The sequence below is a fragment of the Roseburia sp. AF20-18LB genome (genome assembly GCF_003461185.1).
Taxonomy (GTDB): domain Bacteria; phylum Bacillota; class Clostridia; order Lachnospirales; family Lachnospiraceae; genus Roseburia_C; species Roseburia_C amylophila.
The window spans coordinates 478,467-504,187 of sequence record NZ_QTWP01000002.1; the positions used below are offsets into that span (position 1 = coordinate 478,467).

Sequence of the window (25,721 nt, forward strand, 5' to 3'; positions counted from 1 at the left end):
TGTGTTTTCTATGCCTATTTTTAGGCATAAAAAAAGACTTACTTCCAAGCTAGTCTATGATAGCACAAACCACATGGAGCGTCAACTCTTTTTTCACATTCTCTGTAAACTTGTAATCCAGTACATATATTACCACAAAATCTAGCGTTTTTGCAACATTTTTTGTATATCTTGTAGATGACTTTTTCTTATTTTTATGCTATATTAGATATGTATAAATGGATTTTACTATACCCCGGCATTAAGAAGATGCACATTTCATGGAAGAAAGGAGGGGGTTATTTATGGCATCTGCTATTCTTGATAATATGTATAACTATTATCTTACAACTTATGGCAAGTCTACCGTTTCCCGGTATGATTCCCACAAGAAGAGTGAGTTGCGCTCTGTTTACAATAATATTGTAAAAATCAATAAAGAATCCCCTCTTTACAAAATAAAAGATTCTGCTGATGCACAGAAGTTTGCTATTGATATCAAAGAGCATGCCCGTGATTTAAAAAATGTCATTGCTTCTTTATCCACCGGTGACAGTCTTGCAGAGGCTTTTCAGAAAAAAATTGCCGTTTCTGATCAGGATGATATTGTTGATGCAGATTATATTGGAAACGGAGATTCCGGCGAGAATACCAACAGCTTTCAGATGGAAATCAAGAAGCTTGCTTCTCCGCAGTTAAACTACGGTAATTACTTAAAGGATGACCAGCTTGCTTTTAAACCAGGCAGTTATTCCTTTGATCTGAATACCAGCAGTGCTTCCTATGAGTTCCAGTTCAATGTAAATCCGGATGATACCAACCGGAGTGTCCAGGATAAGCTGGCAAAGCTTTTCAATACTGCCAGCATTGGCATTCATGCAGATGTTAAAGAAGATGACTCCGGCCACAGTGCCCTGGTCTTAACTTCCAGACAGACCGGTCTTAAGGATGACGAAGATTTTCTGTTCCAGATTCTGCCGGGAACTTCTAACGAATCCATACAGGCAATGGATAAGCTTGGTATTAACAAGGTTACGGATGCAGCTTCCAATTCCGTTTTTCTGTTAAACGGTACGGAACACAGTTCCTATTCCAATACGTTTACCATCAACAATACTTTTGAAGTACACCTGAAAGCGGTCAGCCCGGAAGGCAGACCTGCTACCCTTGGTTTTAAAGCAAATGTGGATGCCGTTGCCGATAATATTCAGGAACTGGTGGATTCCTATAATTCCATGGTGGATACCGCTAATGAATACCGCGAGTCGCAGCCGACCAGCCAGAAGCTGCTTTCTGATATGAGCGGTGTTGCACAGCATTTTAAAAATGATTTTGAAGCCATCGGACTTATTATAAATTCTGATTCTACTATTTCCGTTGACCGGGATTTACTGGCGGACGCTGTCGAATCGGATGATGCCACCGAGAGTTTCCATGTATTAAACCGCTTTAAGAATGCTTTAAGCGTAAAAGCCAACCAGGCTTCCTTAAATCCGATGCAGTACGTGGACAAAGTAATTGTTGCTTACAAGAACCCGGGCAAGAATTTTGCCACACCTTATATTACGTCTATGTACTCTGGTTTGATGCTGGATAAATATTTATAAGACCTGACTTTTACATGTGGAAAAAATCAGGTCTTATTTTTTTGCCGCCGGTAGCAGGTTATGTTCTTTATTTTGCGAAACTGGTGCTTTGTGTATACAATTCATCTGGACAGATATCCTGACCTTCCGGCCATACAACAGTATATCCATCTGTTCTTACCCTTCTAAAGTAATCCGGGTTCTCCAATTTCCCATACCACGAACCTTTTATATATGGTTTAACATCAAACCGTTTTCTTTCTCCATTATCAAATTCAACATCAAGAATATAACCTTCTTCCGCCCGAACGCTTGTAGCCGTTGGTCTAAGCATCTTCATATCCTCCTTGTTCTGTTCCATTATTTTAATGGAGCTATCCGGAAATAGCCTTCTCCCTCACTTAGCATTTTCCAATTGGCATATAATTCATCTTCATGGATTGTCATCCATGCCAATAGCATTTTTAACTGCCGATTAGGGAACTTGCCTTCCAATACTTCTCCATTCAGCGAAACTACAATTTCCTCTTCTCCATACAACGCATGAATATGTGGTTTACTATGTTTTCCACCTTTTTCACTCTGCATGCGTACAATAATTCCATAAAACATTGATAATGCGGGCATTTCATTCTTCCTCCTATGCAATTTTTCACAGGAGTTTTCTAAAAAAATCCTGCTTTTTCTGTGAGTTTAAAGCATGAATTTTTCAAGAAATATAAGATGTGTTCATTGATTCTATGAAATGAGGCATTATACGGATTCCTTTTTGCATATTGCCAAAATTATGAAAAAATATGCCTCGTAGCTATTGTAACATAACCGTCGAAGCATATACAATACAAGTTTCTAAAAACACTGTAAAGCGTCTCTAATTTTTTTATAAATCCACTATCTTCTACTCCTCCCCAATCTTTTCCAACATAAACTTCAAACGTTTCCGATAGCTGCAGCAGTTCTTCACTTTCTCATAACCGTTCTTTGCTATCTGCTGCCGTTCTTCCTCATGGGTAAGATAGTAGCTGCATTTTTCTACCAGTTCTGCTTCGGATTCAAAGCAAGCCAAATCTTTTCCAATTTCAAAATAATCCGGTAATTCTGCCTGATAATTGGTCAACAGGAATCCACCTGCACCAAGTACATCAAAAATCCGTAGAGGCAACCCGCTCTTGATATTCGGAATCGTAAAATTAAGATTGATTTTCGAATAGTGGAATACCTTCGGCATCTCCGACCAATAATCTACTGAGCCGCAATTCTTTACCCGAAGCAAAGTATCTCCGCCTGTATTTGTATAAAGGTTTACCGGGAATTTAGCCACCAGCGCCAGCAATGCACGCTGCCGCTGCAAAGAAGCAGTTTTAAATCCAAGCACCGTTGTTGCAAATACCAGCCCCAGATCAGAAAAAGAATCCTTCGATTTCTTCAGTTCAAAATATTCCGATACACGCTCTAAGATATCCGCAGTCAACATCGGTTCGATTATATTGCCGCCGCTGATATTAAGCTGTGCCTCCATGACAGCATCAAAATAACCCCGCAAATATTCCGGGAACCTTTTTTCCAGTTCATCATAGCTGTTCTTCTCATATAAATTTCCTACAAAAGAAATCCCGCCTGCAAAATCCCGCACCGAATGTTTTGAGGCATTCCCACTATCTGTTTCTGCTAACTGCATTTTATCCATAGTATCCTGTGCAAATAGCTCATCCAGCCGGTTCGTATCCACTGCCAGCGGCAGATGCCAGATATGTTTTATGCCCATTCCCTTGAATTCCAGATAATTGGTCTTATCAAAGAGAAAGAAATAATTGCAGTCCAAGAATACATTCTTGTGATACATGCTAAGCAACGGGCTGTCACAGCTCCAGGATACATACTTTATCCCCATCTGCTGGCATACTCCGGAAATCACTGCAAAATAATTTACCGTAAATACAAAGCTATAGTCTTTCTGCTGCAAGATGCCATGCAAACGTGCCGCAAACGATTCATCCTCATCATAGCTTTCCAGTTCCTGCTCAATTACATCCACCTGATGTCCCATGGATTGGAATGTTGCAATGATGTCTATGTAGTTGTAGGAATTCCAGCGGTAAACCAAAATATTCATGGGGTGGCTCCTTTTATTTTCATTGCCTTTTTATTTACAATTAGTATATAACATTTTTTCTTCTTGTCCAAATCTTTTTGCTATGTTAAAATGTGAAAAAGCATATATTATACAATCTATATGGCACTTTCTATGTTGCAAAGGTTCGTTTCCTTGCAGAACAGATGCCTTTGGATGATGCCGTACAAAAGGCTGTCACCGAATGCATTCAAGAAAATATTCTGGCAGATTTTCTTAGGAAGAATCAGGCGGAGGTAATTGCTATGAGTATTTTTGAATACGATAAAGTTGAAGAAGAGAAAAAACTGAGAAAAGCCGAATTTGACGCCGGTGTTGAGCAGGGATTAAAGCAAGCTTCTACCGATACTGCCCTTCGTCTTTTAAAAACAGGAAAGTTTGATGCAAAGGAAATCGCAAAACTTTGCAATCTTTCGATAGAAGAAGTAAATCAATTAAATAATCAGAAGTGATAAAAAACAGCTCCTGCGTTACACAGGAGCTGCATTTTATGATATGCCTTCCAATGAATCTACCGGTGAAATATTTTTTCAACGATTTTTTCTTCCGTCAACGAATTTTCAGCCATGAGTTCAGCCGGCTCATATGTCCTTGGTATATCCATGGAAAATCCAAAATTATAAACCTTAATATCTTTGTCCGAATAATACTGCGCAATTTTTGAACCGAAACCACCGCTTAGTATTCCATCTTCTATGGTTACAACAATCTTGTGATTCTCAAGTACCCAGTCAAGTCTGTTCTCATCCAGGCCTGTAATAAATCTTGGATTTATAATTGTCGGCTGTATATTCTTTGTTTCTTTTATCAATGCCGCCGTCTTAACACCCAGCTCATAAAATCCGCCAAGTGCAAGGATACATACATCCTGCCCTTTTTGCATAACCATATAGGACACTTTATCATACTCTTCTGCCACATCATAATCGCTGTGCTTAACTCCGGTCCATGGCACTCTTATGGCTACCGGCTTCTCCTTCTGGTCGATGCTCCAATCCAGCATAGCAAGATATTCTTCCTTATTCACAGGTGCCAAATAAGTTAAATTCGGAATATTGGCAAGTAATGGAATATCCAAAATTCCAATATGTGTGTCATTGTGGTGTCCGAAAACAGACGCATGGGTTACAATCATCGTTGCCGGTATCTGATTGATACACATTTCCTGTTCAATCTGGTCATATGCTCTTTGGATAAAAGTACCATTCGTTGCAAATACCGGTTTACAGCCTCTTTTTGCCATTCCCACCGCCATTGTAACCGCATTCTGCTCTGCAATTCCTACATCGATATATTGTTTTCCCGCAAGTTCTCTTCTTGTTTTATCAAAGCCAATACATATGGGAGTGGATGCTGCTATTACTGCAACTTCCGGATCGTTTTGGATTCTGTTCAGTAAATGTTCTCCGACAATATTTCCATAGTTTTCGCCTATTCCGGCATTCTTATTTTTTCCGGTCTCTTTGTCAAAAGGTCTTGCCCAATGCCAGTTTTCACTATTTTCTTCCGCCGGCTTATAGCCTTTTCCCTTTTGGGTGCAAACGTGGACAACCACAGGAACTTTGGTGTCTTTTACGCTTTCCAATTCTTTTATAACGGATTCCAGGTCATTTCCGTTTTCAATCAGATGATATTCAAATCCCAAGGCTTTAAAGAAATTATCTTTCTGCTTTCCAGCGGATTCTTTCAACTGTTTTAAGTGCCGTCCCAACGCTCCGTGGTTTTCCGGAATAGACATTTCATTATCATTAATTACCACAATCAGGTTACTGTTGATTTCCGCTGCACAATTAAGTGCTTCAAATGCTTCTCCGCCATCCAATGAAGCATCTCCTATAACGGCAATCACATTTTCCGAATCGTGTTTTAAATCTCTTGCTTTTGCCAGTCCACACGCAAGACTAACGGAAGTAGAAGTATGTCCAAGGGCAAATAAATCATACTCGCTTTCTTTTGGATTACTGAATCCTGTGACATCTTTATAATTTTCTTTTTTAATAAAAGCGGCTTTTCTTCCGGTAAGCATTTTATGGCAGTAGGTCTGATGGGAAACATCAAACACAAACTTATCCTTTGGTGCATCAAAAACATAATGAAGGGCTATGGTCAGCTCTACAATGCCAAGGTTGGAAGCAAGATGTCCGCCGCAATCACTCACCTTATTTATGATTGCTTCTCTTAATTCTTGTGCCAATACTTCTAATTCATTTATGTTATATTTTTTTATATCTTCCGGAGTATTTATCTTTTCAATATACACAGGCAAATCCTTTCTTTACTTTTCTCCCCAGGAAAAATTCCATCTCTTCAGGTCGATTTCATAAATCCTGTACAAGTCTGTAATCGGTTTCCATCCCAGTTTTAATATTTTCTCTGTATCCTGAAGAATTTCCAAATGCGGCAGATATCCTGTTTCACTCTCTGAGCCTATGTCAAATTCTATATGCACTTTGTCATTAAATTTTTCAAATATCTTTTCCGCAAATTCATTTACTGTTAAAAAGGTATCCGGGTTGGTTAGATTATAGACCTCTCCCTTTTCACCTTCAAACAAGGTTTTAAAAATTCCGGAAACCGCATCCAAGGTATAAATAATACTCTTCTTGCTTTTTCCATCAGACTTCATAATCAGATTTTTATTTTCCATGATGCATCTTGTTATTTCATTATAGATGCGCAGTTCATTGTATGGCTGGTAAAGTCCCTGAATTGCAGAAATTCTGACAATTTTCGCATTGCAGCCATATTCTTTGCAATAAGAATAGGTTAAAAATTCTGCTCCTTTTTTCCCCAGAGGATAACCACTTCGAATATTCAGGCTGTCAACCGCTCCGACCTTTTTTTCATCAATTGCTTCCTTACTGTTGTATGCACCATACACTTCTACTGACGAAAGCAGTATAAAGGACGCTTTCTTCTTCTCACACAGTTCCAGCATATGTGCTGTTCCATCCACAATAACCTTATAGGTCTCAACCGGGTATTTTAGAAAAAAATCTCTCTCTGTCGGCGAAGCCGCATGGATGATATAATCAACCTTCTCGTCTCCAATAGTTTCTTCTTCTTTTCCAAACTCACACATTACAAGGTTTTCCGAACCATCAATATAGTCCGGGATGTGTTTTGGATTACGGGTTGAAGCAAATATTTTTGCATTTGTCTGAAATTTACTATTCAGATATAAAATCCACTTTATCATTGCCTGTCCCGTCATTCCGCCACTTCCAGTTATTAGAAATGTTTTATCTCTTACATATTTTGAAAAATCAAATGCCTCTATGTATCTTTTATACTCCTGTTCTTCCAGTAAACTTAATACCATTTAATTCTCCTCACCTTCGGCATTGTTGATATAATAAAGCAGTGCACGGAACAATGCGATATCATCCTTGGTTGTAATTTTAATATTGTTATTTGTTCCTTTGGAAAAATAAATCTCTACGCCATAGTTCATCGCAAGAATATTGGCATAAACAAAGTCTTCCCGATTATCCTTGTCTGCTTTTTCGTAGAGTGATTTTATCAGTCCGTAGTTGTAGCATTGCGGTGTCTGAACTCTTACGATCCGGTTACGGTCTATCTGTTCTTTGCCTGATGTCCGGTTTTCTGTCAGGACAACCGTTTCGTAACAGGAGACAGCACTGCAGGCATTTCCATTGGCTTTTGCTTTTTCAATCAAATCATCGATAATATCCTGATATACAATTGGTCTGGCCGCATCATGGATAATTACATAGTCATCCTCCGACAATCTGTTTTTCAAAAAATAGACTCCATTTCTGGTGGAGATATGTCCTGTTTCTCCTCCCGGAACAACATCCGTCACTTTATCAAGATGATATTTCTTTACAATTTCTTTCGTATACTCTATCCATTTTTCCAGGCAGACAATTATAATATGATCAATATTTGCATTGTCCTGAAAATTTTTTATCGTATGTACAATAATCGGACAGCCATCTATCTCTATAAACTGTTTTGGTATCGCCGACTTTAATCTGCTGCCGATTCCTCCGGCAAGTATAATCACATCTGTCATTTTTCCCTCCATACACATATTCAAACAATACTTATCTGCATTTATCCTTATTTCGTAAAGCTGTAATTGTATTTATCCTCTGTCATATCTTTGGCAACTTTCTTCCAGTCATACTCCAATGCAACCGTCCTTGCTGCTTCCACGTTCTTCTCCTGTAAATCACCCGACAGTATAAGTCTTATATTATCTATCACTTCAGATGTTGATTTTCCTGTAAAAACAGCCTCACATTCTGGCAGATTTTCTATCTCTGATGCTACTACATTTTTTCCACAGGCAAGATACTGATACAATTCTATTGGCACAGTTTTTTTATGGCCTCCAAAGATGGGAAGAATTGTCACATCAAACGAACTGATAATCTCAGGTAATTTATCATATTCCGCTTCGATATAAGTAAGATTGTCAAAACCACCAAGCCACGCCGGGTAATCTCCTATAATCGTTCCTGCAAATACAACCTCGCAATCAGAAAACTCCTCGCAGATACACTGAACCATTGAAAAATATATCCGGTTATCAATAGTTCCTGCAAAACCGATTCTCTTCTTTTTATTCTCAGCAGTTGTACTTTCCACACAGAACTTTTCGTAATCCACACCACCCATAATATGTGCAATATTCACCTTCGGATTATTTTTCATTTCCTCGAATAATTCAATGTCAACAATCCGGTATGAATTTTTCGCACTCACGCTTCTGAATTCCGGGGGTATTTCTGAAGTAATATAATATACTTTTTCTGCGCTGTTAATTTCATCCAGAAGCTTTTCTTTATCGTCATATTTTTTTCTGCTATCGATAAGATAATACTTACTGCTGTCAACATATTTTGCAATCTGTTCCGCAACGGTTGGCGGCACAGTCTTTGCATCGCTCTGGTATGGGATATACTCATCATTTAGCTTTTTAAAGTTCATAATCTGCTGAAAACAGCGTTCTGCCGAACCATCATCAGTATAATCAAATCTGTTCAGAAGAACATTATTTCTTAAATCAATATATTTATCCGGATTTACAAACGCTTCATCCAATGCACTCAGAAGATTTTTAAAATCATATACCTTCTCACCCGGCATATAAAGAGATATGTTATGAAATACAAATCCTTTTGCATTTTTATATTCTTCAAAATCAGGAAGAAGATATACAACAGGTCGGTTCAGCAAAAGATAATCATATACTATGGAGGAATAATCACTTACCATAACATCAAAGCTATTTAATATTTCATCATATCTGACATCCTTTTTAAACAACATTTCATCCGTCAGCTCGTAACAATGCTCTGACATTTCAAAACTCCTGCCTAAGAATGCTGTCTGTTCAATCGGATGAAGCTTATATACAAGCGCCGCATGATTGCGGGTTAAAAATTCATCCAACGCCTGATTGTCAAAATCATCCAGTCGAAAAATGTTGTCAGAAAAAATCTTTCCGGCATGGCAGCTCATGTTGGAACGATAGGATGGTGCAAAAAAGATGAGATGTTCATATCGCGATATCTTTTCTCCCAACACTTTTTTTAATATCCCTTTTCCATCTGACTTTTTCACGCAGTCCAGGCGGGGCTGCCCTGTAACATAAATTTTTCGTAAGTCAAAGTTTAGCATTGCAGCAAGTTTAAATCTGTCATCCAAACTATGTACACACATAAGGTCAACTTTTCCAAAATAATTTTTCAGTTTTATCAGATGACGTGGATTTAAATTATGGTCATAATAATCATGGGCTTTTACGCCACTTCCATGCCACACATTCACAAGCAACTGGTCTTCTCTTTTATTTATGTTAAGAAATGTATACGAATTGGCAATGAGGACATTTGCTTTCTCTATTATTTTATTAGCCTCTACCGTATCATAAACAGCACATCTTATTCCACGTTCTTTCAATATTTCATAATATGCCGGTTTCTTTATAATCCAGGCTGTTTCAAAGTCTGTGTGCTGTTTAACATATTTCCATAACGCATGACAATTACATGCGAAATCCGGCTGTGACATAAATACCATTAACATTTTTAATCCTCCACCCATGCATATAAAACAGTATCTAAATGGTTATTCTGATGGTGTCTTACTGCAAATTTATACTCACTCGAAAACTCATGGATTAATTCATAAATTCTCCAATAATCACTCGGATTGTGATATATGGATATTGCTAATCTTGGTTTATCTTTCTTTATGGTTTTCTCCGCACCCTTTAATGCATCATACTCTGCACCTTCAATATCCATCTTTATCAGGGTAACTTTTTCATCCTCCGGTATAAAACCATCGATTGTTCTTGTTTCAACTTCAATTGTTTTAATCGGTGCTAATTTTTCATTATACTGCACCGTCAAACGGCTGTCCGGTAAATAACCGCTGTCCGGATTTCCAATATCATTAAAAATAATTTTATCCGTTTTATCGGACACTGCATAAGACGCAACAACCAGTTCTCCCGACCAGCCTTCTTTTTTCAGAGTCTGTCCCATTTCCTTTATCTTTAAAATATTATCTTCAAAGCATTCAAAAGAATATATTTTTTTAACTTTATTGCCAAAAGCCAAGACAAATTTCTCCACACTATCTCCAATATAACCGCCGCAATCAACAATGATTTCATTCCCGCTTACATTCTTATACATATCCTGATAAAGGTATTGCGGGTCTATTCTTGTTTTTAATTTATTATATTCTCCGGTTGCACCGATTATCCTGCGTCTTACCACTTCCCGATATATTTTCTTCGACCGGTCATCATACAGTGCTGCTTCCATTTTTCTGATTTTATCATAGTTATTATAAAGTTCATTGGAAAAAAATCCAAAAAACTTATCCGCAATAACATTGAGATAAAAAATATTAAAAGTATCAACTTCTTTGACTGCATTTGTAACGGAATACACACCACCGGTGCGGGCAGTTACAAGAATTATATGTGTGTCCGGACTAAGTGCATAAAGATGTTCATATGAATAAATCGGCAAGCCTTCATACCGCAAGCCACAACGTTCTGTATCGCCATCAATAATACACTCAATGTTGTCAAAAAGAGACATTGCTTTTTTCACATTCTCATTGACCAGTCCTACCAGCACAATCTTTCTATTTTCAGACATTCTGTTAAAATTTTCAATTGTCTGTTTACTGATTCCCTCTATCATTTTCCGCTTCCTCTTTATATTATTCTAACAAACCTGCATCAAAAACATCTGTTTTAAAGAAAAGAAAATCCTTTCCTGCTCCAATTCCTCTATATCTTGAGGTATATCCCAGTTCATATAATTTCATATAAAGTTTTCTTGACTCTTCCTTCTCGAAGTCCATTTCCAAAAGGATTACATCGATATCATACCAGTTAAAGTCAATTGCATTCACAATACGCGCACCCATGCCTTCCACATCAACCGACATAAAATCAATATGTCCGTCCTTAAAATTCTCTTCCAGAATGTCACCAATGTACTTCATTGGAATCTTTATCTCCTGAACTTCCAGCCCTCTGCCTTCATATGTATCAGCCACTTCCTTTACAAAGGTATTATATCCGGCATGCTTGGTCTTATAATAAGTCCATTCTTCCTCACTTCTTACATCAGAGCAGCCACACATAATCGCATTATCTCTCGGACGGTTCCTCTTAATCTCATCCACAAAATCAGGATTTGCTTCTACCAGCACACCATTTGAGCCAGCACGATAAAACATATATGAATTGTTATAAAGAAGCCATGTATTAGAACCAATATCCAAATATCTTATTTTTGAAATATCTCTTCCAATGCTGTCAAACAAAGTTTTTACTTTCTTATCCATTCCATTCTGCGAAAAATAATCTGCTGAAACATTTAACAGCTTCTCTGCCAATGGTCTTATATGAATAATCTGCTCTCTCTTTAAACCCAATTCCATTAAATTATTTGTAATATTATCGAACCGGTATGGATATATGCAGGAAACCAGTACTACTGCATTATCTGGAAATGGTACTACGCTTTCAGCCAGTTCATATTTATGTCCTGAGTACTCATAACCGATAAATCTGAGATCCTGATGAATCAGTGTTATATCAAGTTCATCCTCAAAATTTAAAATACCACCACATATCTGCAGTTCATGACCATAGATATATATTTTTAAATTTTCCGCATTCTGTTTGAAGTTTTCCTTTAAATATTCTCTGAAAATCTCTTTTACTTTGTTTTTTGTATCGCTCATATTCTATCCTCGCCTTTCTTTATTTAGCATATCTTTTACTTGTAACATAATTTTATTTCCGGTTGTTCCGTCAATGCTGTCTACTATCTTCGAAAGAAATTCAAACCGTTTCTCCTTATAGCTGGTCAGCAAATCAATATTATCTAAAAACAAATCCAGAAAATTTTCATATCGTTCCGAGAAAAACATACTTCTCTCTGTCTGCTTAAGCAGCATCTCTATCGTAGCCTGCTGGCTGCTGATATTGTCCGGATATTTATATGCCGTTATTAAAATCGGTTTTCCGGTTACTGCATAGATTGGTGCCAGCGAACCACCTGAACCAAAATAGCAGTCCGAAAAATAAATTGCCTCATATGCTTCCGAATTCGTATCGATTACTCCCAAGCCATCCTTCACAAAATCTGACCTGATTTCATAATAGGCATCTCTGATTTCCGGCTTCATGGATTTTAAGGTTGCCTCCGTCAAAGGATGCTCTCTCCATATTACAAACACATCTCCCCGACGCTTAAATATGTCAAATATTCTTCTTAAATTATCAATAAATTTATCTTTATTATTCAATATCAGGCTGATATTGGTATTCATAAATACTTTCTTTTTATTTACAGACACTTCTTTCCAGATATCCGGAACAGGAATTCCGTCTTTGCATATTTCACAGATTTTATCAATCTTTGGTGAACCTACTGCAAATACCTTTTCTAACACCTTTTCATTACCGACTATTTTCGCCTGATTCACATATGCTTCTTTTACTTCTTCATTTTGTACAAAGATGCTGTCCACATTTTCCAGTGCAAAAGTATCGATTAAGTGCGTCTGCGGTTCTTTTGGAAATAAAAAATATGGTATGTATATCAATAAGTTCGTGTAATTTTTTAATATATTAGAATAAAATTTCGGTTCCACGCTTGTAACCAGATTTCCCAGGTCATATGGATTATGTATAAAAATTGCATCCGGCATCCGTTCCGCAAAATTATAATCCTCATAATGTGTTATCGGTACATCAGCAGGGAACAGTTTTCCCTCATAATGGTATTCGCCAAAGGTTCGGTCCGGATTTCTGTCATAATAAGGAATCGGCACCACATATGTATCAAAATCATCATCTTCAAAAGCCCGTTTCCATATACTTTCCAACGAATCCCACATGGACACTTTATATGGCAGAAATACAATTTCCCATTTGCCTTTTATATCATCCCTTACACTATCTTCTATGACATGAAGCTGTGCATTTAAGTTTTCTTTTATCTTCTCATATATTCCATTTGAAATATTTACAGAGGTCGTATAAAGCAATTCACAATACGCTTCTAAATATTTCACCGTGATAAAATTCTCACCTTCTGACTGCTCAATGCTTTCTCCGATATGTATTGCTGCATTCTGACAATCCTCTAAAAGTGCACAAACACTCTGATTATCTTTTTCTTTTATCAGTGCTTCCGCATTGCTGTGTGCTTCATAGAGAGTCTGTATTAATTCAAGTATATTTTCTTTTATATTATTTCTCATATGCCCTGATTCTCTCCTGTGCTTTTGCATAATCTCCGCATTTCCGATAATATTCCAGTGCCTGTCCGATGTCTCCGAGGCACTCCCGGATTACGCCTGCATTGTAATATGCCAGATAAGAATTTGTTCCTGTCATCCGTGCGCTCTTATACTCCGTTGCCTTTAAGAACTCAGCTACTGCTTCTTCGTAACGCTCATTATTCATATAGATGAGTCCCATCAGAAACTTGAAATCCGCACAGTCTCCAAACTCTTCATAAATCCCCTGAAACTGCAATGCCGTTTCAACCCGCCCGGTATTCAAAAGTGCGTATCCATAGCTTTCTACCATGTCAATTACATATTCCAGCTTTGGATTCAAGTCATAGCCCAATGCTTTTTCAAAATACCGGATTGCTTCTTCATAATCCTCTGCCATATAATAGCTTTTTCCAATCTGATACATGAAATAAGTATCATCCGGATGGTTCTCCAACTCTTTTAACAATAACTTCAGATTACGTTCTGCTTTTTTCCTCCGCTCCTCTTCGGTGCCTTCATAACCATCATGCAAGATAACAACCGGAGCAAGGTAAGTTTCATACTCTTCTTTATTTTTCGCTGTAACCTGTTCGTGGATACTGCCCGAATATTCATATTGCTGTCTGGAGAATATCCGGTTAATCCGTTCTATGTATTCTGTTTCCTGCTCTCCTACGGAAACGCGGTTAATTCTTTTGATTCGCCCTACCATAGAAGGATGCTGCTTTAACAGTTTTTCCAGCTCGCCTGTATCTATTTCCTGTAAATATTCATCACTGTCTATCATCATAACAATGTCATTGGACGCCTGAGTCAATGCATAATTCCGTGCTGCGGAGAAATCATTGCACCAGCTGAAATAACATACTTTATCTGCATATTTTTTCGCCATGACAACCGTATCATCCGTAGAACCGGTATCTACTACAATAATTTCAAAGCCATACCCCATCAGTTGTTTCAGGCACTTTTTCAATTTTTCTGATTCATTTTTCGTGATGATACATACAGAAATTTTTCTCATGCTATAAGTCCTCAAGTATTACTTTCATCCGTTCTTCAAATCGAAAATCTTCTTTTACCCTCTGTAATCCTCTATCCGCAATTTCTTTCCGTTCTTCTTCATGCTGCAAATAGTAATTTACCAGATAATAAAGCTCTTCTATATCTCCATAAGTGATGATTTCTTCACCCAGCCGGAAGTACTCTGCCAACTCTTCCTGGAAGTTTGAAATCACAAATCCGCCACTGGCAAGAATGTCAAGTACACGCAGCGGAATTCCTGTCCGGATTGTTTTCAGCGAAATATTAAGATTCACTTTAGAGCATTTAAATACTTTTGGCATCTGGGTATAATAATCGATATAATTCTTCTTTCTTATCTTTGGTATGGCTACATTCTGTTCTCCGGAATAGAGCGCTACATCAAAATGATTGGAAAGAAGCGTTAATATTTCCTGCCGCTCTCTTCGTGTAATCTCACTGGCCAGCAGAAATTCAATTTCACGATGATTTACCGTAATCTCTCCATTCCACTGCTTCTGATAAACTGCATTCATTCTCTCTATCAAATCATCCGTTATAAAATCCGGCAGGAAATAGCCGCCATATACTTTTTTCTGAGCCGCAATCACACCTTCCAAATATCCTCTGTCATACTCTTTCATAGGTGCCATATACTGTGGATAGACAGTCTGATATAATTTTCCTACCAGTGAAATCTCTGCTCCATATTCCTTTTTATCTGCTTCTGTAACTGTAATCGGATAAAATGTTTCCACGTCTGCTGCCAGCGGTAAATATCCGGCATCAATTCCCTGTCTTCGATATTATTCTGCCTGTCCCCTGTCAAAAAAATATACCTTCGTATAAGAATTCTTCAACGCCTTTGTATTACGGATATGAATCGGAGAATCATAGACCCACGCACGATAAGGCAGTTTATGATTCTGGCATACGTCTGATATAATTGGATTAAAATTAATAGAAAATACTACGTCATAATCCTGTTGCTGAATCTTTTTTTCCAGCTGTTCTGCAAATCTGTCATCTTTTTCCCAGTCATTCATCTGATAAAAGAATGTATCATATGCAACACCCAGTCTGTGTAATGCACGTTCGATTCCTTTTCCCATAAAAGAATGCCATTGCCAGAATAATATTTCCATCGTTCTCTCCTGCTTTGCAACGAAAAACACTGATACCTTTCGATATCAGTAGTTTTTTAATTCATTTTAACTTTGGCTGCTTCTTCCAGTTTTTCAAAAAATGGTATCATTTCCTTCTCAAAGGCTTCTGCAAGCTTCGCATCATCTTTTTCCTGATATATTTTGCTGAAATTTACAAACAGATTATTTGCCGCCTGCTTATCAATAAGCTGCTCTGTTTCATTGAGATAGTCCATTGTTCCATTTAAGACCTGAATTTCCCAGTTCATACCTTTGATAATGCTCAAAAGATATTCATCGGTATCCGGCTGACGATTTCCATGTAATTCTTCCATTACATTTCTCATAGATTTTAATAATTTCGGGCTGTACTCCGTCAATACTTTTAACGCTTCTTTTTCTTCTCTTCTATTATCTTCCATGATATTTTCACCCTGGCACATCCTGTGCCGCCTTTCTATAGAATGTATATCGGTTCATTCCTTCATTTTCACAAGAGTATTTTCACTTTTCACTGCATTTTCTTTCCTGGGCATCTATTTCATCAATAAATGCAAGAAGCTTTTTTGCGCTCTGCTCCCAGGTATAATTTTCCTTTGCTTTCCTATAAGCATTCTCTGCAATCATCTGCAGGTTATCTCTTCCTGCCCCTTTCAGATAATCCGCAAGCAGTTCCGGAATCTTATAAAGTTCATTCAACCGGTACATGAGAATATCTTTCCCATCTGTAAACTGCTCTTTCAGATAAGTGCTTTCATCGGTAAGCACCACGCTATGCTGTAACATGCTGTTTGCAATCCGCTCCGTAAATCCATCCTTATGCCAGGCCATCACATTAAAAGATATAAGGCTTTTTTCCATGACTTCAAGGCTTTCTCTCATATCCACCGCTTCATGAATACGAAGATATGGTGAATCCCCAAACGGGCTCTTCTTCCAACTGTCCCCAAATACTTCCAGTGTAATGCCTGCTTCTAAAATTACCTTTACTGCTTTTTCCCGGTAATAGGACATGATGCAATAAATCATTGGCTTGACACCATCTAATACTTCTAAAAATTCTTCATCCGATAGTACAATTCCATCTTTTCGTAAGGATTCTTCCAATGCTTTCTCCGCAGTCTCTTCCGGGTGCTGTTTCATCTGAAACAGAAAATGGGCTGCTATCTTTTTAATGATTCCCTGGCTATTTCTGATCAGTGGCAGATAACTCCGATAGTCCGTATAGGTGCCAATAAAGGATATCTGATATTCCTTTTTATCCTGCACCCCCCTCAAATTCCGCTCTGCTTCCTGTTTTCCATTCTCTCCTGCTGACTTCTCACAACCTCCCGGAAAGATAATGGAACTTCCTGCAATTCTCGGATAATACTTTTCTATAAATGCCGCATAATTTCTGTCATGGGTTGCACTATAGCAATGCTCCGGCATTCTGATATAATGATTCTTCATCCAGATTGGATGGTCAAACTGGAAATTTATTTTTGGTCCCTTTATCAAGTCATGTAAATAAATGCCTGCCTTCGGAAGATAAATATCAAAAAGATAACTCTGAAAGCCAATTACCGCCTGATATGTTTTTCCTGCATAAGCTGCCAGAGCAGCTTCGCCGCTCTGCTTCACATCAAAATATTCTACCCCTTCTCCAAGCCTCTGTAACGCTTCTCCCAGCTGCTCTGCAAATGTATTTAAAATGTTATAGCAGATTGGTTCTCCCTTATAGATTAAAATTGTCCCTTTTGCTTCTCTTATTCTATGCTCCATGTTATCTCCCGTCCGGATGCTGTACCTGCTTTTCCTGCCTTATCGTATAAGTTTCCACAAATTCACATAACCTTCGATAGTTTTCTTTTTCATCTACTGCAAGAATTTCCTCTGCTTTTCTGCGGCATACTTCCTTCTTCTTCTCCATGAATCCTTTATCTTCACAATATTGATGTACCAGATTTACCATCGACTCAATAGAATCACAGGTGAATACCTTGCCCACATTTACCTGCACATCGCAGTTGTCCAGTGTCACTACCGGAATTTCCTGTAAAATTGCATACATGGCTCCGGTACCGCCGCCCTGTCTTGGCGGGTTCAAAAACAAATCTCCTATGGTCATTGTTTTCTGTAATTCTTCGGTATATCCAAGGAAATAAAAACGCTCCCGATATGCTTCTGCTATCCTTTTTTCCAGTGCCTCGCAATTTCCAATAACCGCCAGTACTGCTTTTGGATTTTCCTCTAGCATCGTATAAATCGTCTTAAGGAAATCCTCTGTTACTTCCTGCACCAGCCGGTTTCCCACCAGTAAAATTACGAACTTGTCTTCTGGGATGCCATAATTTTCTTTCTTCTCTTTTTCCACAACCACTGTATTTCCCACAATGGAATGTTTTACTTCCACAAACTGCTGGTACGGTTTCAGCCAGCTCTGATATCGTCTTTCTTCCGCCATGGTATAATCCGAAGCCAGTACGATAATCGGTGCATTGGTTACCGGAATTGTCTTAACACACCTTCTGGTCAATACGGTGGTAAACTGCCGGCATAAATCTGCCAATATTGTTTTATCACCGATTTCAAGCACCCACTCAGGTGCTTCCTGCCATATCATTTCCGCCGCATCATAAAGCTGTTCCGGATAATTTTCCTGTGTAAAAAGCAGATTATAACCCTTCAGTTCCTCTCCTTCTATCTCGCCCTGAAATGCTCCGGCTGTATTCATAAAATTATTCCACAGACACTGCTTATACCACAACGGTGCTGTATTCCGATTTGGCATATAGGCGACATATAATACCACTTCGTAACCCAGTTCCTTTAAATAACGGTTCATCTGCAATGTTATTTCCGTCGGTGCATGCTGTCTTCCGATAAACTGTTTTGTTATCAGAACAATTTTTTTATTCCGTTTTTCCCACGGCAGATAGGAAAATTCCTTTTTATTCCGCTGTCTGATTTCATCCATCAATGCAGTATAAGCGTCACTGTTTCTCTTATATTCTGCCTCGTCATCCTTTATCATTTCACTGGCAAAAATTGTCCGCTGCAACTGATTCATTAATTCCACTTTCTGCCATAAATTCAAAGAGTCATCTGCCGTTAATTCTCCCATATAAGGAATGATTTTTTCATCCCGAAGAACCGCCAGCAGGGATGACCAGATGTAAATCTGCAATGTTATTGGAAACTTTGCCAATGACTGTTCTATTACGCGCAGCATATTCTGCTGCATCGCTGCATCAAATTTCTGGTAGCTTTCCTTTAACTCCCGCAGCGTTCCTTCTTCATATTCCCCTGTTGCATCCAGCTGCCCCAGTCCTCTTTGTAAAATCATAAAAAACTGTTCCATATATTTTCTTTTCGTCCTGCGACGATTTCTCCTTATTCTAACCTTGTTTCTTTCTTTCGATTTCGTTACAATAGTTATAGTTATTATACTCTATATCCAAGGAAGAGGAAAGTTTATCATGAAAATACTATTCTACCGTTATGGAAGCATTTGCGAACCGGATATTATCGAAGCCATGAAGCATTTAGGGCATGAAGTATTCTGTATTAATCTTGAAATTACCGATAAAAATATTCCCACACAGACAGTCATCAAGCATGTTTCTGATACACTGTTATCATCTTCCTTCGACTGCATTTTCTCGATAAACTTTTATCCTGTTTTATCGGAAATCTGTAATATCATGAAGCTTCCTTATATCTGCTGGACGGTAGACAGTCCTGTCATGGAATTATATTCGGATTCCTATTCGAATGAGTGGAACCGTATTTTTCTCTTTGATTCCATGCAATATCAGGACTTTGCGCCATATAACCCGGCTCATACCTTTTTCCTGCCGCTGGCAACCAATGTAAACCGTTGGAATTCCGTTCTTACTGATGTCAATCCCGATTCCTACAAAAGTGATATTTCCTTTGTAGGCTCGCTTTATACAGAGAAATGTCCTTATGATTCCATCAAGAATCCTTCCCCTTATCTCGAAGGTTATCTGAATGGAATTATGGATGCACAGGAACAGATTTACGGTGCGTTTCTTTTAAATGAATTGCTGCCGGATTCTATTGTCAAAGAATTTATTGACTGTATGCCGGATTATTATATTCCGCCGGAAAAAGCCAGACGGGTTGACCGGGATATCATTGCACAGCAGTACCTTGGCATGAAGGTAACTGCCAATGAGCGGAAGCACCTATTGTCCCTTCTTGGCTCCCATTTTTCAGTAGACTTATACACCGGAAGTGATGCAGACGCTCTTCCTGTCCACAATCGTGGACGGGTTAAGACTTTAACAGAAATGCCTCAGGTCTTTGCCCACAGCAAAATTAATCTGAACATGACCTGCAAATCCATCCGGAATGGTATTCCCCTTCGTGTCTTTGATGTTCTTGGATGCGGTGGCTTCTTACTGACAAATTATCAGAATGATTTAAGTGAATGTTTTACCATTGGAGAAGATTTAGACATCTATACCAGTCCTGATGACCTTCTGTCTAAATGCGAATACTATCTTTCCCATGAAAAAGAACGGATAGAAATTGCCGAAAACGGCTATCAGAAAGTATTAAATCATTATACTTATGAGAAACAACTTCAGAAAATGTTATCCCCTGCGCTCTCTCTTTAATGAAAGGAACTCTATGAAAATATTATTTCTTGATTCACCGGCTTTTGCCAAAAAAGATATGTTAGAAGCATTTCATAACTGCAACATTGAAACCGATTTATTTATGCACGAGGATTATAATGTCCGCAAAAGTGCTGCCTATGATGCGGCTTTTGATGCTACTGTAGAAAATACTTCCTACGACTTTGTATTTTCCTTTAACTATTATCCGATTCTGGCCACCTGTGCCCATCGGCATAATCTCCGTTATGTTTCCTATGTTTATGACAGTCCGCTGGTGGCTTTGTATTCCTTTACGATTACTTATCCCACCAATTATATTTTTCTTTTCGATTATCCGATTTACGAAGAGTTAAAGCAGGGGGCATTGACCGGGTATTCTATCTGCCGCTTGCTGCAAATGCAAAAAGACTTTCCACCATGCAGGCAGCAGATTCTATCCTTGATAAAATCTCTTCCGAGATTTCTTTTGTCGGTTCTCTTTATAACGAAGACCACCTGCTTTATGACCGCTTATATCAGAAGCTTCCTGCCTTTACGAAGGGATACCTCGATGCAATTATTGCCGCCCAGCAGCAGGTATATGGTGAATTCCTAATTCCCGGTTTATTAAATGATACCATCTTAAGTGATATGCAAAAATCCGTTCCATATGCGCCAAATGAAGACGGCATCGAAACACCGCGCTATATTTATGCCAACTATTTCCTTGCCAGGAAACTGGCAGAATTAGACCGCACTGCAATCCTAAAAAAGCTTTCCGCAGTGCATCAGGTGAAGCTTTATACCAACAATCCTACTCCGCAGCTTCCCAAAGTAGAAAATATGGGAGCCATTGACTATTATGAAATTATGCCTCTGGTTTTCCAACATTCAAAGATTAATCTTAACATTACATTGCGCAGTATCCAAAAGGGCATTCCTCTGCGGGCATTCGATATTATGGGAAGCGGTGGTTTCCTGCTGACCAATTATCAGGAAGATTTTCTGAATTACTTTGTTCCGGGAGAAGATTTCATTTATTATTCTTCCTATGAGGAAGCAGAAACTTATGCCGACTATTATCTTTCCCACGAAAAAGAACGTCAGCAGATTGCTGCCAACGCCCTTGGTAAAATTTTAGATGCCCACACCTTTGAGCACCGGATTCAAACCATGTTATCTGTTATAGACGGTCAATAAATTTTTCATGTAAATCTGCTATGAGTCGATCTACCGCAGATTCATAGCCTTTGTACCAGGCTTTTGCACGATTGCATAAGTCTGGTATTGTTAAATCTGCAGATAATACATCATCCCCAATGGAAAATTCTATTTCACTGTTATAATATAGTAACAAATCCTGCACCGGTTCCTTCTGGATTTCTTCATTGAGATTCCCAAATTCTGTCAGCATTTTCTTCTGCTCCTCTACATCGCCATCTTTGGATGCTTGTTCTAACTGCTCTGCCACTTCTGTTGCTTTCTTAATATTTTCCTTTACTTCTTCCAGACGCTTCGGCTCTTCCTTTATCTCATCGATAATATCCTGCCGTTCTTCTTCTGTAAATGCCAGTGGTACTTCCTGCAATAATTTTTCGAAATCAATTTCTTTCGTGCAGGAATCAATGACTTCTTTTAATGTCATCACTTTTGCGCCTTCTATTTTTGCACCGCCCTCTGTTGCATTGATTACCGTAATATCCTCCGGCAATTTTAAAATTTCATTTTCAATCCATTTCCGGTACATATCCATCTGATAGTCTGTATCCAGCATGGTTCCATCATTGCCCTTTACCTGCACAATGACACGTTTCTTCTGATGCTGCTCATTCTCTTTTTCATCCATTTTCAGACCGCTGTTATAGCTCTGTCCTCCGGTAAAAGCAAGGTCCTGACCGATAAATACAATTTTCTTAAAACCCAGTGCCTTTACCAGCGAAAATGCGCTGGTAGAAATAGAACCTCCGGTTAAAATATCATCCAAGACATAGCCTTTTCTTTCTATTACAGCCTTTGCAAACATATTACACGGAAATTCATCATAGAAATGTTTGCCGGTATGTCTCTTTACGATTTCTTCTCTGGATATTGCCTCAAATACAAACGGAAATGTGCTGATATCAATTCCTTCAAAAAAGCGGTCTGCAACTCTTGCGTCTACCGTCATTCCCAAATCTGGTGTAATTCCGGCATTTACTACTGCCCGGAGTGCTGCATCCACCACAAGAATCAATGCTTTTCCTTTCGCCCGCTTCAGTTCCTGCACATTTTTATTTAAGGATGGTCCTGCCGCCACAATAATTGCCGGTACATCGCTCAAGTCCTCCTCCGCAAGACATTCTTTCAGATAATGGGTATCTGTCTGCCAGAGATAATCATACATATTACTGAGAGCATGTGCCGCAAACTCATCCCGGAAATTATAGATGGTATTCCGATATGTTTTCGTCTTATTCATGAAATATATCATAGTCTCTAACATATGTTTACATTCCTTCGGATAAATGGAATCATAATTCGGAAGAATACCAAGACGCAGCATCCGGATATTGTTGAAGCTGATACCGGATTCTAAATAATCCTGCAGCATGTTCTCTGACTCTACAATCAAATACACATTTTTCTTCTTTAAAAGTTCAGTATAATCAAAGGTCTCTAATGTTTTTTGGAAAATAGCAACGGATGGTTCATATACAATAAGTGTCATGGTCTCATCCAGCGTCTGCGCCAATGCTTCTATACTTCTTCCGTCTCCAAATCCCAAAAGAAAGAACACACTGTAGGAGCCTTCTTTTTCAAACTGGCTGACATACTGCATGGATGCTTCCTTTGGATTATATTTACTATTTAACCGGTATTCCAATCCGCCCTTTGTCACAATCGGATAAAGCATTTCATCTTCCGCTGCTTCATAGCGTATCTCTACTGATTGCTCCGGCTGTGCCGTTTCCAGATATTCATGAAGTCTTACATGGTGTTCCCGGATTGCCTGCATATTCTTTTCGTATATCGTCATATTATATCTCCCATCCCATATATCTGCCATATTCATAGTTCAGGCAATCTGCCAGTTCCATGATCTGATGATTCTGATATGCATGAATCAAATGTTCCAATATAGTAACTGCCTGTTCCTGTATTGCTACGTCGGTTTCACCTTTTTCTGTATAATATGTAATTTGTTCTAACAGGCTATCCTTTATCTCCTGAATATGTGCACCAATCCATGGATAAGTTTCCTCCTGCTGGTTCTGATACAGCTTCCGGATTACTGCTTTCATTTTCTCTTGTAATTGACTATACTTTCCTGCTTCCACTTTAGAGTACCTCGTCTTATCTCTTTTCTTCTATTCTACATGATACTAATCTTTTCGTCACTAAGAAAATAATTATCACTACCCGTGTAACAAAGAATGTGCCTTAGCACATTCTCGCGCCTGCGCCATCTAGCTTATACGCCGCAGTGCGCATCCTCGCAGAGCGTTTTTTTACTTTACAGGAAAGCAATTTCCTGTAAAGTAAAAAATAAAGCCGACCCTTTCGGGTCAGCTTTACTTTTATGGTTGAGTACTTATGATTACTGAAGTAAGGATAATACACCCTGAGTAGACTGATTAGCCTGTGCTAACATAGACTGACCTGCCTGAGCAAGGATGTTATTCTTGCTGTATGTAACCATTTCAGAAGCCATATCTGTATCACGGATACGGGATTCTGCTGACTGAGTATTCTCAGATGTGGTATCCAGGTTGGCAATTGTATGCTCCAGACGGTTCTGGATAGCACCCATTGCTGAACGCTGTTTAGAAACAACTTCGATTGCATCCTGAACTGATTTCATGTAAGAACCAGCTTTTGTAAATGTACTTACACTTAAAGCAGCCTTAAGACCAATCTTTGATGCGCACATATTAGCAATTGAGAAGTCGATAGACTGTCCGGAAAGGGCACCTACCTGTAATTTCATCTTGTTTGTTGTTCCAGAGAAAGTACCATCTAACAGGTTCATTGTGTTGAACTGTGTGGTAGACTGGATACGGTCGATTTCAGATGTTAACTGATCCAACTCAGCTTTGATAGCACTTCTATCAACAGTTGTGTTAGTTCCGTTAGCTGCCTGTGTAGCAAGTTCGTTCATACGCTGTAAGATAGAATGTGTTTCATTTAATGCACCCTCAGCGGTCTGTACTAAAGATACACCATCCTGTGCGTTTGAAGAAGCTTTGTTAAGACCACGGATCTGGCTTCTCATTTTCTCAGAAATGGAAAGTCCTGCTGCGTCATCTGCTGCACGGTTGATTTTGTAACCAGAAGATAATTTCTCAGTTGATTTTGCCTGTGCGCTTGTTGTGATACCTAACTGTCTGTTTGTGTTTGCTGCCTGTAAATTGTGCTGTACTACCATAATTAATTCCTCCTTGAATTTAACGTCGCTTCCTTGCGACTACTTGTTTTTTGTTGCAGATATCTTATCGGCCGTACGCTCCTCAAATCCATCTGCTAAGTAACAATATCTTGTTTACTTGTTATATATATCGGACGGTCGTCTCGATACTTTATAGTAAATGGAAATTTTTTTTAAATTTTTCCAGTCTACTTCTTATCATCCAGAAATGTGGAACCCGGAGTTCCCATTTTCATCATATTTCTGTAATAGGAATTCACCGCCTGTCTGGATTTCTTTACTTCCTTAATCTGTTTCTTCACGGAAGTAAATTTCTGCTGCATCAATACCTGATTGCGTTTTTCCTGGCTCTGGATTGCAGTGCTCTTGTCCATAATTGCGGTAATATCCTGCTTCATCTGAGCAATGTCTTCCGAATATGCCCCTCGGTTCTCTGTCAAATCAGCTCGAACCCGGTCATAAATCTGACTGAATCCGTCATCTAACTTTGATAACTGCTCTACCAGATCTGCCTTACGGTTCAGATTTTCTTCCAGTTCATCCGGATCTAAATCCGAATTTTCCAGCATGTCCTTCTGCAATACATTTAATGCCATAATTGTATCCAGCAGTTCTATTTTTTTCGTAAGGCTCTGTTTTAAGATTTCAATATAGCTGTTATTTGCTGTGTGCAAGCTTCATTACCTCTTTCCAAGTATCACGCATGGTGCGAAGGTGTGCCAGTACTTCCTCTAAGATTTCTTTATCTTTTTTCATGTTTGCTTCAACCAGGCGTTCCTGTAAGTACCTATACACATTTTCAAAGTCCTTTGCAACCGGATACTTATGATTTAAGGTTGCCTGAAACTCTTCTATGATATTTTCTACTTTTACAATATTTGTATGGGCTTTCTGGATATTATTCTCCTCAATTCCCATGATTGCAATATTACAGAATTTGATGGCGCCTTCATAAAGCATCAGTGTCAATTCTGCCGGAGAAGCAGTCATAATCTTACTGTTCTGATATGCTGCATATCCATTGTTCATTGTCATCGTGTTACC

The 25,721-nt window shown here is 38.6% G+C and carries 25 protein-coding genes; 4 read left to right on the forward strand and 21 right to left on the reverse strand.

All coding sequences use genetic code 11. The annotated features are described in order from the left end of the window. Positions 1-284 precede the first annotated feature (284 nt). The gene (gene fliD, locus DWX65_RS06870; RefSeq protein WP_117697289.1) at positions 285-1,586 is read left to right on the forward strand and encodes a flagellar filament capping protein FliD; all 1,302 of its coding nucleotides are present in this window, start codon (positions 285-287) and stop codon (positions 1,584-1,586) included. Between the two features lie 67 nt (positions 1,587-1,653). On the opposite strand, the gene DWX65_RS06875 is transcribed toward fliD, so the two are convergent. The 3 genes from DWX65_RS06875 to DWX65_RS06885 all read right to left on the reverse strand — a co-directional run bounded on the left by DWX65_RS06875 (position 1,654) and on the right by DWX65_RS06885 (position 3,678). After that, positions 1,654-1,926, reverse strand: a complete 273-nt coding sequence (locus DWX65_RS06875) for a DUF2442 domain-containing protein (protein ID WP_242997830.1) — start codon at positions 1,924-1,926, stop codon at positions 1,654-1,656. Beyond that, complete coding sequence (locus DWX65_RS06880) at positions 1,926-2,192, reverse strand: DUF4160 domain-containing protein (protein WP_022242920.1); 267 nt, start codon at positions 2,190-2,192, stop codon at positions 1,926-1,928. The genes DWX65_RS06875 and DWX65_RS06880 overlap by 1 nt, the downstream gene beginning before the upstream one ends. A 271-nt stretch (positions 2,193-2,463) precedes the next feature. After that, positions 2,464-3,678, reverse strand: coding sequence for a CgeB family protein (locus tag DWX65_RS06885; protein ID WP_118173121.1), 1,215 nt, complete (start codon positions 3,676-3,678; stop codon positions 2,464-2,466). Positions 3,679-3,770: 92 nt separating this feature from the next. Between DWX65_RS06885 and DWX65_RS14960 the strand changes: the two genes are divergently transcribed. Then, on the forward strand, positions 3,771-4,148 hold the full coding sequence (locus DWX65_RS14960; RefSeq protein WP_158564713.1) for a hypothetical protein: 378 nt from the start codon (positions 3,771-3,773) through the stop codon (positions 4,146-4,148). 59 nt (positions 4,149-4,207) lie between these two features. Here DWX65_RS14960 and DWX65_RS06895 read toward each other — a convergent pair whose 3' ends face one another. From DWX65_RS06895 to DWX65_RS06950, 13 genes are all read right to left on the reverse strand, one after another. Beyond that, on the reverse strand, positions 4,208-5,956 hold the full coding sequence (locus DWX65_RS06895) for a 1-deoxy-D-xylulose-5-phosphate synthase (RefSeq protein ID WP_022242917.1): 1,749 nt from the start codon (positions 5,954-5,956) through the stop codon (positions 4,208-4,210). 15 nt (positions 5,957-5,971) lie between these two features. Beyond that, a complete protein-coding gene (locus tag DWX65_RS06900; protein ID WP_118173122.1) occupies positions 5,972-7,018 on the reverse strand; it encodes an NAD-dependent epimerase/dehydratase family protein in 1,047 nt (348 codons plus the stop codon). After that, positions 7,019-7,735, reverse strand: coding sequence for an IspD/TarI family cytidylyltransferase (locus tag DWX65_RS06905; RefSeq protein ID WP_117697299.1), 717 nt, complete (start codon positions 7,733-7,735; stop codon positions 7,019-7,021). Positions 7,736-7,782: 47 nt separating this feature from the next. Continuing rightward, positions 7,783-9,756, reverse strand: coding sequence for a CDP-glycerol glycerophosphotransferase family protein (locus tag DWX65_RS06910; protein WP_117946035.1), 1,974 nt, complete (start codon positions 9,754-9,756; stop codon positions 7,783-7,785). Between the two features lie 2 nt (positions 9,757-9,758). Beyond that, complete coding sequence (locus tag DWX65_RS06915) at positions 9,759-10,892, reverse strand: FkbM family methyltransferase (protein WP_118173123.1); 1,134 nt, start codon at positions 10,890-10,892, stop codon at positions 9,759-9,761. A 19-nt stretch (positions 10,893-10,911) separates the two neighbouring features. Beyond that, positions 10,912-11,946: an FkbM family methyltransferase gene (locus DWX65_RS06920; RefSeq protein WP_117697305.1), complete on the reverse strand. Its 1,035-nt coding sequence runs from the start codon at positions 11,944-11,946 to the stop codon at positions 10,912-10,914. Positions 11,947-11,949: 3 nt separating this feature from the next. Further along, a complete protein-coding gene (locus DWX65_RS06925; RefSeq protein ID WP_117697307.1) occupies positions 11,950-13,473 on the reverse strand; it encodes a hypothetical protein in 1,524 nt (507 codons plus the stop codon). Beyond that, positions 13,463-14,518 carry a glycosyltransferase gene (locus DWX65_RS06930; RefSeq protein WP_117697309.1) on the reverse strand — a complete coding sequence of 352 codons (1,056 nt, stop codon included), beginning with the start codon at positions 14,516-14,518 and terminating at the stop codon, positions 13,463-13,465. Before DWX65_RS06930 ends, DWX65_RS06925 begins: the two co-directional genes overlap by 11 nt. A gap of 1 nt (position 14,519) precedes the next feature. Next, positions 14,520-15,275 carry a glycosyltransferase family protein gene (locus DWX65_RS15575; RefSeq protein WP_442969757.1) on the reverse strand — a complete coding sequence of 252 codons (756 nt, stop codon included), beginning with the start codon at positions 15,273-15,275 and terminating at the stop codon, positions 14,520-14,522. A 48-nt stretch (positions 15,276-15,323) separates the two neighbouring features. Further along, positions 15,324-15,662, reverse strand: a complete 339-nt coding sequence (locus DWX65_RS15585) for a hypothetical protein (protein ID WP_330414773.1) — start codon at positions 15,660-15,662, stop codon at positions 15,324-15,326. 56 nt (positions 15,663-15,718) lie between these two features. Continuing rightward, entirely contained in the window at positions 15,719-16,084 is a 366-nt protein-coding gene (locus tag DWX65_RS06940) for a molecular chaperone (protein ID WP_117697425.1), read from the reverse strand. A gap of 82 nt (positions 16,085-16,166) precedes the next feature. Next, on the reverse strand, positions 16,167-17,426 hold the full coding sequence (locus DWX65_RS06945; RefSeq protein WP_118173124.1) for a glycosyltransferase family protein: 1,260 nt from the start codon (positions 17,424-17,426) through the stop codon (positions 16,167-16,169). 1 nt (position 17,427) lies between these two features. Further along, positions 17,428-19,005 (reverse strand): glycosyltransferase, encoded by a 1,578-nt coding sequence (locus tag DWX65_RS06950; RefSeq protein ID WP_118173125.1) that lies wholly within the window; start codon positions 19,003-19,005, stop codon positions 17,428-17,430. Between the two features lie 118 nt (positions 19,006-19,123). Here DWX65_RS06950 and DWX65_RS06955 point away from each other — a divergent pair, with 118 nt between their 5' ends. Beyond that, the gene (locus DWX65_RS06955) at positions 19,124-20,290 is read left to right on the forward strand and encodes a CgeB family protein (RefSeq protein ID WP_118173126.1); all 1,167 of its coding nucleotides are present in this window, start codon (positions 19,124-19,126) and stop codon (positions 20,288-20,290) included. A gap of 366 nt (positions 20,291-20,656) precedes the next feature. Next, positions 20,657-21,472 (forward strand): glycosyltransferase family protein, encoded by an 816-nt coding sequence (locus DWX65_RS15745; RefSeq protein ID WP_442969758.1) that lies wholly within the window; start codon positions 20,657-20,659, stop codon positions 21,470-21,472. Here DWX65_RS15745 and DWX65_RS06965 read toward each other — a convergent pair. The 5 genes from DWX65_RS06965 to fliS form a co-directional block, all read right to left on the reverse strand. Next, positions 21,456-23,288 carry a motility associated factor glycosyltransferase family protein gene (locus tag DWX65_RS06965; protein ID WP_158564715.1) on the reverse strand — a complete coding sequence of 611 codons (1,833 nt, stop codon included), beginning with the start codon at positions 23,286-23,288 and terminating at the stop codon, positions 21,456-21,458. The genes DWX65_RS15745 and DWX65_RS06965 overlap by 17 nt on opposite strands. A gap of 1 nt (position 23,289) precedes the next feature. Beyond that, positions 23,290-23,589 (reverse strand): hypothetical protein, encoded by a 300-nt coding sequence (locus DWX65_RS06970; RefSeq protein WP_118173128.1) that lies wholly within the window; start codon positions 23,587-23,589, stop codon positions 23,290-23,292. 260 nt (positions 23,590-23,849) lie between these two features. Further along, on the reverse strand, positions 23,850-24,677 hold the full coding sequence (locus DWX65_RS06975; RefSeq protein WP_117697322.1) for a flagellin N-terminal helical domain-containing protein: 828 nt from the start codon (positions 24,675-24,677) through the stop codon (positions 23,850-23,852). Between the two features lie 188 nt (positions 24,678-24,865). Further along, positions 24,866-25,351 carry a flagellar export chaperone FlgN gene (gene flgN, locus DWX65_RS06980; RefSeq protein WP_118173129.1) on the reverse strand — a complete coding sequence of 162 codons (486 nt, stop codon included), beginning with the start codon at positions 25,349-25,351 and terminating at the stop codon, positions 24,866-24,868. Then, complete coding sequence (fliS, locus tag DWX65_RS06985) at positions 25,335-25,712, reverse strand: flagellar export chaperone FliS (RefSeq protein WP_117697324.1); 378 nt, start codon at positions 25,710-25,712, stop codon at positions 25,335-25,337. The genes flgN and fliS overlap by 17 nt, the downstream gene beginning before the upstream one ends. Positions 25,713-25,721: the final 9 nt, after the last annotated feature.